At 66.0% G+C, this 9,991-nt stretch carries 10 protein-coding genes; 4 read left to right on the forward strand and 6 right to left on the reverse strand.

The window, feature by feature from the left end; genetic code table 11:
• Window positions 1-298 precede the first annotated feature (298 nt).
• Window positions 299-1,195, reverse strand: coding sequence for a class A beta-lactamase (gene bla, locus ACEN8I_RS21725; RefSeq protein ID WP_413330688.1), 897 nt, complete (start codon window positions 1,193-1,195; stop codon window positions 299-301).
• 111 nt (window positions 1,196-1,306) lie between these two features.
• Between bla and ACEN8I_RS21730 the strand changes: the two genes are divergently transcribed.
• Window positions 1,307-2,170, forward strand: a complete 864-nt coding sequence (locus ACEN8I_RS21730; RefSeq protein ID WP_413330689.1) for a LysR substrate-binding domain-containing protein — start codon at window positions 1,307-1,309, stop codon at window positions 2,168-2,170.
• Between the two features lie 30 nt (window positions 2,171-2,200).
• Here the strand turns inward: ACEN8I_RS21730 and ACEN8I_RS21735 are convergent, their stop codons facing one another.
• Window positions 2,201-2,596: a response regulator gene (locus ACEN8I_RS21735; protein ID WP_074575365.1), complete on the reverse strand. Its 396-nt coding sequence runs from the start codon at window positions 2,594-2,596 to the stop codon at window positions 2,201-2,203.
• A gap of 205 nt (window positions 2,597-2,801) precedes the next feature.
• Between ACEN8I_RS21735 and ACEN8I_RS21740 the strand changes: the two genes are divergently transcribed.
• The gene (locus ACEN8I_RS21740; RefSeq protein WP_413330690.1) at window positions 2,802-3,701 is read left to right on the forward strand and encodes a LysR family transcriptional regulator; all 900 of its coding nucleotides are present in this window, start codon (window positions 2,802-2,804) and stop codon (window positions 3,699-3,701) included.
• 123 nt (window positions 3,702-3,824) lie between these two features.
• On the opposite strand, the gene ACEN8I_RS21745 is transcribed toward ACEN8I_RS21740, so the two are convergent.
• Window positions 3,825-5,036: a D-amino acid dehydrogenase gene (locus ACEN8I_RS21745; RefSeq protein WP_413330691.1), complete on the reverse strand. Its 1,212-nt coding sequence runs from the start codon at window positions 5,034-5,036 to the stop codon at window positions 3,825-3,827.
• 267 nt (window positions 5,037-5,303) lie between these two features.
• On the opposite strand from ACEN8I_RS21745, the gene ACEN8I_RS21750 reads away from it, so the two are divergent.
• Both ACEN8I_RS21750 and ACEN8I_RS21755 read left to right on the forward strand, forming a co-directional pair.
• Window positions 5,304-6,197: a transporter substrate-binding domain-containing protein gene (locus tag ACEN8I_RS21750; RefSeq protein WP_413330692.1), complete on the forward strand. Its 894-nt coding sequence runs from the start codon at window positions 5,304-5,306 to the stop codon at window positions 6,195-6,197.
• 182 nt (window positions 6,198-6,379) lie between these two features.
• Window positions 6,380-7,117: an aspartate/glutamate racemase family protein gene (locus ACEN8I_RS21755; protein WP_413330693.1), complete on the forward strand. Its 738-nt coding sequence runs from the start codon at window positions 6,380-6,382 to the stop codon at window positions 7,115-7,117.
• 7 nt (window positions 7,118-7,124) lie between these two features.
• On the opposite strand, the gene ACEN8I_RS21760 is transcribed toward ACEN8I_RS21755, so the two are convergent.
• The 3 genes from ACEN8I_RS21760 to ACEN8I_RS21770 are packed head-to-tail and all read right to left on the reverse strand — an operon-like array spanning window position 7,125 to window position 9,731.
• Window positions 7,125-7,526 carry an RNA-binding S4 domain-containing protein gene (locus tag ACEN8I_RS21760; RefSeq protein WP_413330694.1) on the reverse strand — a complete coding sequence of 134 codons (402 nt, stop codon included), beginning with the start codon at window positions 7,524-7,526 and terminating at the stop codon, window positions 7,125-7,127.
• Between the two features lie 52 nt (window positions 7,527-7,578).
• Window positions 7,579-9,045 (reverse strand): sensor histidine kinase, encoded by a 1,467-nt coding sequence (locus ACEN8I_RS21765; RefSeq protein WP_413330695.1) that lies wholly within the window; start codon window positions 9,043-9,045, stop codon window positions 7,579-7,581.
• Entirely contained in the window at window positions 9,042-9,731 is a 690-nt protein-coding gene (locus ACEN8I_RS21770) for a response regulator transcription factor (RefSeq protein ID WP_413330696.1), read from the reverse strand. The genes ACEN8I_RS21765 and ACEN8I_RS21770 overlap by 4 nt, the downstream gene beginning before the upstream one ends.
• Window positions 9,732-9,991: the final 260 nt, after the last annotated feature.

The following is a 9,991-nucleotide window of genomic DNA, read 5'->3' on the forward strand; positions in this document are numbered from 1 at the left end:
TCGGCGTTGCCCTGCTAAGCTTTATCAAGCCAACTCTATGCGCGTCTGGTTGTGGCAATCTACTTGAACCGGTCTTTCAATTCACCCACTACCTGCTCGGCCCTTGGGGCGTACGTGGGCTCCTGCTTGCACTCGCCAGTTTAATGTTCTGGATAGCAATTCGAGGCCGAGAATAGCTGTGGGCGTTGTAACCGGTATTTGCCGGTAGCGATAGCATCTGAGGTGGCTCGGAAACGTCCGTTTCCGCCAGTGTAAAAAGCCGCTTTCGGGCGGCTTTTTTGCGTCTGCCAAAAACCTATCACTGCACCAACGACGCCGCAAGCTGCCCCACCTGCGCCAGCGCGGCATCTCGCTGCGCAGCCGGCTGTTGTGTGCCGGTAAGGTAAGCCGCCACCAGCAAAGGCGCGCGCCCAGGCGGCCAGATCAGGCCCACGTCGTTGGTCGAGCCGCGGGCTCCGCTTCCTGTCTTGTCGCCGACACGCCAGCCCGGCGGCAGCAGGGCGCGCAGGCGGCGGTCGCCGGTGGTGTTGGCTTGCAGCCACTGGACCAGTAACTGGCGCGATGCGTCTGACAGCGCCGAGCCCAGCGTGAGCTTGTGCACCGTGGCCAGCATGGCATCCGGCGTCGTGGTGTCGCGAACGTCACCGGGCGTTGATTCATTGAGTTCGGGCTCCGTGCGGTCCAGCCGTGTTGCCTTGTCGCCCAGGCTGCGCAGGTAGGCGGTGAGTCCGGCCGGGCCGCCAAAGCTGGCCAGCATCAGGTTGGCGGCCGCGTTGTCACTGACGATGATGGACGCCTCGCACAGTGCGGCCATGGGCAGGCCTTGCGGGCCTATGTGTTGCTGTGTCGTGGGCGAGTGGGGCAGGATGTCGCCGGCCGCGATGGGGATTCTTCGGTCCAGTTGTTCCTGGCCGGTATCGACGCGGTGCAGTACCAGGGCGGCCGCCAGCAGCTTGAAGGTGCTGCACATGGGAAAGCGTTCGCCGGCGCGGTAGCCGTACTTCGCGCCGCTGCCGGTGTCGAGGAGGGAAACGCCCAGCCGGCCGCCGCTGGCTTTCTCGATGGCGGCCAGACGTCGGGTGACGGATGCCGGGTCCAGCGTGCCGCCGGCACCCAATGATTTCTGGGTGTAACTGAAAAGCCCACCCGCGACCACCAGTCCGCCCAGTGCGCCTGAAAATTGCCGTCTCTGCATGATTTTTCCTCTGAAATTGTTGAACGAGGCCGTGACGATAGCAATGGCCTGAGGAATCAACAAACGGCAATAATCAAGGCTATCCATAAGTAAATCTGGGGCTTAGCCGCTATGCACCTTCCTCTCAATGCCTTGCGCGCCTTTGAGGTCTCGGCCCGGCACCTGAGCTTCACGCGGGCGGCCGACGAGCTCAACGTGACGCAAACCGCCATCAGCCAGCATGTGAAGAACCTGGAGGAGCGCATGGGTGTGCCGCTGTTTCGCCGCCTGCCGCGCGGCCTCGCGCTGACCGACGAGGGTCTGGCGCTGCTGCCGGTGCTGGCCGAGTCTTTCGGCCGCATGGGCTCGGTGCTGGAGCAGTTCAAGGACGGGCAATTCCGCGAAGTGCTGACGGTGGGCGCGGTCGGCACCTTCGCCGTCGGCTGGCTGATTCCGCGCCTGCGGGATTTCCAGCGGGCCCACCCTTTTATCGACTTTCGCCTCTTCACCAACAACAACCGCGTCGACCTGGCCGGCGAGGGCCTGGACTACGCGATCCGCTTCGGCGACGGTGCGTGGCACGGCACCGAGGCCGAGCCCTTGCTGGTGTCGCCGCTGTCGGCCATGTGTTCGCCCGCGCTGGCCCGGGGTCTGTGCGAGCCTGCCGACCTGGCCAGGGAACTGCTGCTGCGCTCCTACCGGGCTGATGAATGGGCGCGCTGGTTTGCCGCGGCCGGTGTGGCCTGCCCAGTGGTCAGGGGCGTGGTGTTTGATTCTTCGCTGACCATGGCCGAGGCGGCCGCGCAGGGCGCCGGTGTGGCGCTGCTGCCGGTGAACATGTTCGCGCGCGAACTGCAGGGCGGGCGCCTGGTGCGGCCGTTCGCGGTGGAAATCGAAACCGGCGGCTACTGGCTGACCCGGCTCAAATCACGGCGGGCGACGGCGGGCATGCGCATCTTCAGGGACTGGCTGCTGGCCGCGGCGGCCGCCGTGTGATTCAGGTGTGCCGGCGGCCTGCCGGCTATTTCACCACTGCGTGGAGCCCGCGGCCCGCTCGACTTCCTCGAGCGCGTAGCGGGTGAACTCGTCGATCTCATTGGACTTGTCGAACACCGCGTCTGCTCCTATGGCCAGGCAGCGTTCGCGCACGGCGGGCGTGGCGTAGTTCGTCAGGACGATGACCTTTTGCCGCAAGTCCCTCTCGCGGCAATTCATCACCACGCCCAGGCCGCTGCCTTCGAGCAAAAACAGGTCGACGATGGCGAGGTCCCAGGAGGCTTTGTTCTCGTTCAGCCACTGGACCGCTTCGCTTTCCTTGCTGGCCCAGCCCACGATGCGCGCGCGAGCCAGTTCCTCCAGTGATTCCGCGAGGCTGTCGCGGATGACGGGGCTGTCTTCAACCAGGTAGATTCTGAGGCGCATGCAGCTTGGGGTAACAGGGATTCGGGTCCGGCGGAATATGCCGCAGTTTACTGAGCGAAGGCGTATTTCTGACTTGGGAAAAACGTGGACTGACGATTATGAAACAAAGCGTGAAAAAATCCCCGGGCCGCGCGACCTTCGCGCCTTGGGGCCGGTTCGCCATAATTCGCGGTGTTCCACGCCGAAACAGACTACGGACCCCATCATGCGCCTGCGCCACATCGAAGTCTTCAACGCCGTCATGTTGACCGGCAGCGTGAGCGGGGCCGCTCGCCTGATCAACGTCACGCAGCCGGCCGTGAGCCGCATCCTGCAGCATGCGGAACTGCAGTTGGGCTTCGCGCTGTTTCAGCGCAGCAAAGGCCGGCTGACGCCGACCTCCGAAGCGCTGACGCTGTACCCGCACATCGAGCGCCTGTTCGCGCAGCTCGACGAAGTGCAGCGCCTGGCCGCCAACCTCAAGACCGGGGGCAGCGCGGGGGAGTTGCGCATCCTCACGGTGTTGGCGCTCAGCTATGAAATCCTGCCGCATGCCCTCAAGCTGTTTCGCGTCAAGCACCCCGACGTGGCCATCACGCTGCAGGCCCTGCATTCGCCGCAAATCGTTTCGGCCCTGGCCTTGCAGGAGGCCGATGTCGGCTTTCTGTTCAGCCCGGTCGCGCATTCGGCGCTGGCGCAGGAGCACCTGGCCGACGGCCGCATGGTGTGCGTGGCGCCCAAGGGCATGCTGGCCTCGCGCCTGGTCAAGCGCGGCAGCGTCACGCTGGCCGACCTGAGCAAGTCACCGGTGGTCGGGCTGGACGCGTTGGACCCGGTGGGCCGCAGCCTTAACCAGGCCTGCCGCGAAGCCGGTGTGGGCCTGGAGTTCCCCATCACGGTGCAGACCTACCACTCGGCGCTCGCGTTGGCCCACCACGGGCTGGGCATTGCCGTGATCGATACCTGCACCGCGGCCTCGGCCGATCCGGCGCGCGTGGACGTGCTGGAGCTGGAACCGCTGATCCCGGTGCCCGTCAAGGCCTTGTTCCCGGCGGGCAAGCCCGGCTCGGTGGTGGTCAGGGCGTTTGTGCGCTGCTTCCAGCAGGCCTTGACGCAGCGGGCCTGAAACCCCAGGTGCGGCTTGCTGCTCTCTTCGCAAGTAACAGCGCGGAACCGGCTTTGCCGGGCCGCTGCTGTTGCCCCTGCGGGGGGATCCGGCTACACGAAGTGAGCCGAGAAGGGGGCTAACTCACCTCGCGACCATGCGGCTGATGCGCTGCGCCGAACCGAAGGCCAGGGTAAAGCCCAGCGCGCCGTGGCCGGTGTTGAAAAACAGGTTGTCCGGCCCTTTGGCGTGGCGGCCTATCACCGGCAGGCCGGTGGGTGTGGCCGGGCGCATGCCGGCCCAGGGGTGCAGGTTCTCAAAGCGGCTGCAGCCCGGGAACACCGTCTCGGTCGAGGCCTGCAGCGAGGCGATCTGCGCCGGGTCCACGGCCGTGTCGTAGCCCGAGAGTTCGGCCATGCCGGCCACCCGCAGGCGCGAGCCTATGCGGGCGAACACCACCTTGCGCGCGCTGTCGGTCACGCTGACCGAGGGCGCCGCATGCTCTCCCGGTGCGACATCCACCGTGATGCTGTAGCCCTTGAGCGGATAAACCGGCAAATGCAGGCCCAGGCCTTGCGCCATCAGGGCCGAGTCCGCGCCCAGCGCCATGACAAAACGCTCGGCCTCGATGTGGCCTTGCGGTGTGGCCACGGCGACGATGGATTTGCCGCGCTGCACCAGCTGCTCGATGGGCGTGCCCAGCAAAAAGCGCACGCCCAGCCGGCGCAGCACCACCCCCAGCGCGTCGCAGGTTTTCTGGCAGTCGGCGGCGCATTCGCCGGGCGTATAGATGGCGCCGGCGATCTGCCCATGGCGGCTTTTGAGCGCGGGTTCAATCTCCACGCAGCGGTCGGCGTTGACGGCTTCCTGGCTGCTGCCCAGTTCGCGCTGCAGCAGCATCTGCCGCTGCGCGGCCGCGAAAGCGGCCTCGTCGGAATACAGCACCAGCTTGCCGGTGGCGGAGAAATCGTTGTCGAGTTTTTCCTCGGCCATCATGGCGTCGAAGGACTGGCGGCTCAGCGCCGCCAGCGACAGCAGCTGGCCCGTGGTATCGCGCGAAGTCTTGCTGTTGCACGCGGCCAGGAAGCGCAGGCCCCACAGCCACTGCCGCGTGTCCAGGCGCGGGCGCAGCTTGAGCGGCGAGGAGGGCGACAGCAGCAGCTTGGGCAACTGCCGCCAGATGGCCGGGTCGGCCAGCGGCTGGACATAGGAGTAGCTCAGTTGGGCGCCGTTGCCGCCGCTGGCGCCGCTGCCGGGACTGGCGCGGTCCACCACCGTGACCTCATGGCCGGCGCGGCGCAAACTGTAGGCGGTCGCGAGGCCCACGATTCCCGCACCGAGCACGCACACATGCATAAAAACCCTTGGTTGTTTCTCGAATGAGCGCGACTGTACGCAAGGCGTGTGCGTTTGAACAATGCCGAATTCACAAAGGCCATGACCTGCGGTTATGCCTTTGGTGCGCGCTCGGGCCATGGTGGTGCGCTTGGGTAAACCATGAGTTTTTGTCATGGGTTTGACGCGAAAATGAATGACACGCCGGGCGCCGCAGTTCCTACACTAGCGATGCCAGTTTCACCCGGTTACCGAAACTACCAACCCATTGCCCCCGAAAGGACTCGCATGAAATTCACTACCCTCATGAGCGCCGTGCTGCTGACAGCCGGCCTGGCCGCCACCGCGAGCGCGCAAACCGTGCCGACGCTGAAAAAGGTCGCCGACAGCAACAAGATCACGGTGTCCTACCGGGAAGCATCGGTGCCATTCAGCTACCTGATCGGCTCCAAGACCTCCGTGGGTTTTTCCGCGGAACTGACTGAGGCCATCGTTGACGACGTGCGCAAGAAGCTCAAGAAGCCCAACCTCGAAGTCGCCTACATGCCCGTGACCTCGCAGAACCGCATCCCGCTGCTGGTTAATGGTACCTACGACCTGGAGTGCGGCTCGACCACCAATAACACCGCGCGCGGCAAGGACGTGGCATTTGCCATCAACCATTTCTACACCGGCACGCGCCTGCTGGTGAAAAAATCGTCCGGCATCAAGAACTACGCCGACCTGGCCAAAAAGACGGTGGCCAGCACCACCGGTACCACCAATGCGCAGGTGATCCGCAAGTACAGCGCCGACAAGAAGCTGGACATGCAGCTGATCCTGGGCAAGGACCATGACGATTCGCTGCTGCTCGTCGAAAGCGATCGCGCGCTGGCCTTCGCCATGGACGACATCCTGCTGTTCGGCCTGATGGCCAACTCCAAGAACCCGGCATCGCTGGAAGTCGTCGGTGATTCCCTGCAGGTCGAGCCCTATGCCTGCATGCTGCGCAAGGACGACCCCGAGTTCAAGAAGCTGGTCGACGGCACCATCACCCGCCTGATCAAGTCCGGCGAGTTCACCAAGATGTACGCCAAGTGGTTCACCTCGCCGATCCCTCCCAAGGGCGTGAACCTGAACCTGCCCATGAGCGAAGAACTCAAGGCCAACCTCAAGGCGCTGAGCGACAAGCCGGCGATGTAAGCCTCGCGGGGAGCGCCGGCGCGCCGCTTCCCGCTGATGGCATCACGCCATCCCGCGCCGGCCTTTGTGGGCCGGCGGTTTTTCCCTCCAACAACAAAGTCCGGCCGGGAGCCTTGAGGCACCCGGCGGCGGGCGTTCGCCTGGATTCTGTTCCGGATACGCTCACTATTGAAAGGCATGACATGAACAGAACCCGGGTGGTCGGCATCCTGGGCGGCATGGGGCCCGCGGCGGGCGCGGATTTCGCGCGCCTGTTTGTCCAGGCCTGCGCGGACCACATGCGCGAGTTGGGTATTCCGGTCTCGGATCAGGGCTTTCCCGAGCACTGGCTGGCCCAGGTGCCGGTGCCCGACCGCAGCGCGGCACTGGAGTTGCCCGGGCCGGGCGGCCACCAGCCGCTGGACCCCATGTTGCAGGCCATGGGCAAGCTGGCGGCGCTGGGCGCCACGACGGTCGCGGTGGCCTGCAATACCGCCCACGCCTGGCATGGCCAGCTGCAGGAACGTTTTCCGCAGCTCGAAGTGTTGCACGTGGCCCGCGAGGTGGCGCAGACGCTGGCCGCGCGCGGCGTGCGCGAAGTGGGCCTGCTGGCCACCGAAGGCACTTACCGCGCGGGGCTTTACGACCAGGCACTGCGCCAGGCCGGCCTGCAGTGCCATACACCCGCGGCCGATGACCGCGAACGCCTGATGCGCGGCATTTATGAGGGCGTGAAAATGGGCAATATGGCCTTGGCGCGCGAATGCTTCACGGGCGTGGCCGAGGCGCTGGCCGCGCGGCATGGACTGTCCACGCTGATACTGGGCTGCACCGAGATACCGCTGGCGCTTAGCGTGGTGCCCGGCATGGAGGCACTGGACCTGGTGGACCCGGCCGCATTGCTGGCGCAGGCTTTGGCGCAGCGGGCCTACGCGGCTTGAGCGGCTCTTAGTCCGCGGACGCGCTCCAGCGGTTATTCCAGGCCTTGTCCAGCGTGCGGCGGTCGCGCTTGGTGGGGCGGCCGTGTTCCTGGGCGCCGGCGGGGTCGCTGTTCAGGCGGCGCTGCTCGGCGGCCTCGGCTTTCAGGCGCAAGCTTTCCTCGGTTTCTTCATAGAGTTGCTGGGCCACCGGGGCTGAGCCGCGCTGGCTGCTGATGCCGCGGACCACCACGGTGCGGTGGACTTGCCCCTGGCGCAGCGACACGGTATCGCCGGACTTGACCTCGCGCGCGGGCTTGGCTTCGGCGCCGTTGACCTTGACCCGGCCCTTGTCGATTTCCTCGACCGCGAGCGCGCGGGTTTTGTAGAAGCGGGCCGCCCACAGCCATTTGTCGATGCGCAATTTATCCATTGGCGGCTATTTTGAACCAATACCCAACGCCCCTGCCGGGCGCGTGGGCGCTTCAGGCCGTGGGCAGGCGGACCACCGCGTCCAGCCCGGTCACCTGGCCGTGCACGACGCGGTTTTCCAGCGTGATGCTGCCGTGCATGGTTTCAACAATCTCGCGGCAGATGGCCAGCCCCAGGCCGGAGCCATGGCGCACGTCGCCCGCCGAAAACGGCTCGTAAAGCCGTGCCGACAGCTCGGCCGACACGCCGGGCCCGCTGTCGCTCAAGGTCATCGCGACAAAGCTTGCGTCGCGCACGATGCGCACGGCCAGCGGGCCGCCAGCCGGCGTGTGCTTGATGGCGTTGTGCAGCAGGTTGCGCGTGAGTTCGCCCAGCATCCACTCATGCGACCTGACCCGGGCGGGCACGGTTTCAATCTCGAAGTCGATGTCTTTTTCGGCGATCAGCGGCGAGAGGTCCAGCGCCACCGAGCGCACCACCTGCGCCAGGTCTATGGCCTGCAGGTCGGCCTGCTGGCGCAGCTGCTCCACCTTGGCCAGGGCCAGCATCTGGTTGGCCAGCACGGTGGCGCGGTCCACGGTCTGGTTGATCTCACCGAGCGCGTCGCGCGCCTCCATGTCGCCGCGCAGCGCCGACTGCACCTGCACCTTGAGCACCGCCAGCGGCGTGCGAAGCTGGTGGGCCGCGTCCCGCACAAAACGCTTCTGGTTGTCCAGCAGGTGCTGCAGCCGGCCCATGACCTGGTTGGTCGCCTCGATCAGCGGCAGCAGCTCGCGCGGTGCGTCGGGGGCGGTGATGGCCGTCAGGTCGCCCTCGGGGCGGGCCTTGAGCTCGGCGCTGAGCCGGCGCACCGGCCGCGTGGCGCGCTGCACTACCACCACCGCGACCAGGGCGATCACCGCCAGCAGGATGGCCTGGCGCCACAAGGTGTCAAAGAGGATCTTGCGCGCCAGCGTCTTGCGCAGCTCCAGGGTCTCGGCCACCTGTACCACGGCCATGGCCCGGCCCTTGCCGCTGGCCACGGGTTGCAGCAGCACGGCCACGCGAACCGGGTCCTCGAGGAACACGTCGTCGTAAAAATCGACCAGCGCCGAATACGGCGGGCGTATGGGGATCTCTCCGCGCCAGAAGGGCAGTTGCGCAAAGCCCGAGACCAGGTCCCCCTTGAGGTTGGAGACGCGGTAAAACAAACGGCTCTGGTTGTCGGCCTCGAAGGCCTCCAGCGCGGCATAAGGCACAGTCACGCGCAGTTCGGACTGTTCGTCGTAGCCGGTCACGTCCAGCTGCTCGCCTATGGATTTGGCCGAGGCCAGCAGGGTGCGGTCATAGGCGGTGTTCACCGCGGCCAGCGCCTGGCGGTAAAGGCTGGCGGTGTTCACGATGATCAGCAGGCCGACGGGAAGCAGGATGCCGGTCAGCAGGTAACGTCTAAGGGAGATGGCCCGTTGGACGGTTGCTTCCTGCGCTGCCGGGCTTGCTGGCGCTGCCTGCACCAGCGGCACAGGCTCCCGGCCGCTCATGCATCCACTTTCAGCAAGTAGCCCAGGCCGCGCAGCGTAACCAGGGTGACGCCGGTCTGGGCCAGCTTTTTGCGCAGGCGGTAGACCACCACTTCGACGGCCTCGTACTGCACGTCGGTTTCGCCGGGAAACACCAGCTCGAAGAGGCGCTCCTTGGACACGGCGTGGCCCAGCTTGCCGATCAGTGTCTGTAACAGGGCCAGCTCGCGCGGCGTGAGTTCCAGTACCTGGTCGCGGTGGTAGATGGCGCCGCTTTCCCGGTCATAGCGCAAGTGGCCCACGACTTGGGGCGCGGCGCCGGGCTCCGCGCCGGCCGTGGGGCGGCGGCGGCTCAGGGCGCGCAGCCGCGCCTCGAGTTCGTCCAGGTCAAAGGGCTTGGGCAGGTAGTCGTCGGCGCCAGTGTTCAGGCCGACGATGCGGTCGCCCACGGTGCCGCGGGCCGTCAGGATCAGCACCGGGGTCGTCAGGCCCTGGCCGCGCGCCTGCGCCAGCACCTGCAGGCCGTCCAGGCCGGGAAGGGTTAGGTCCAGCACCACCACGTCGGGCTGCGTGGCCTTCCACTGCGCCAGGGCCTGCCGGCCGTCGGTGCATCCGAAAACCTCCATGCCGCGGCGCCCCAGGGCGCGCTGCAGCGCCGCCTGCATGGAGGCATCGTCCTCCACCAGCAGCAGTTTGACTGTGGACATCACCGTGGGCATCATGGGTTAGGGCTTGAAAACACAGCGTTAACAGGTTGGGGCCTGTTAACACTATGTTTGCAAATGCGAATGGGGTAAAAACAGCGCCAATCAAGGCGCGCGACGACGCCCAGACTTTCGTCTGGGCTAGGAGCGCAACGCCGAGTGGCGCTGTTTTTACCCCATTCCCTCCGGGTTGCGATCAAAAAGGCCTTGCGCGGCGTTGCAAAGCCTTGACGGGGTTCACCCCGCCTGCGTTTTGCGCCTTG

Origin of the sequence: Polaromonas sp. CT11-55, from assembly GCF_047303325.1 — a bacterium.
Classification (GTDB): Bacteria; Pseudomonadota; Gammaproteobacteria; order Burkholderiales; family Burkholderiaceae_C; genus Polaromonas.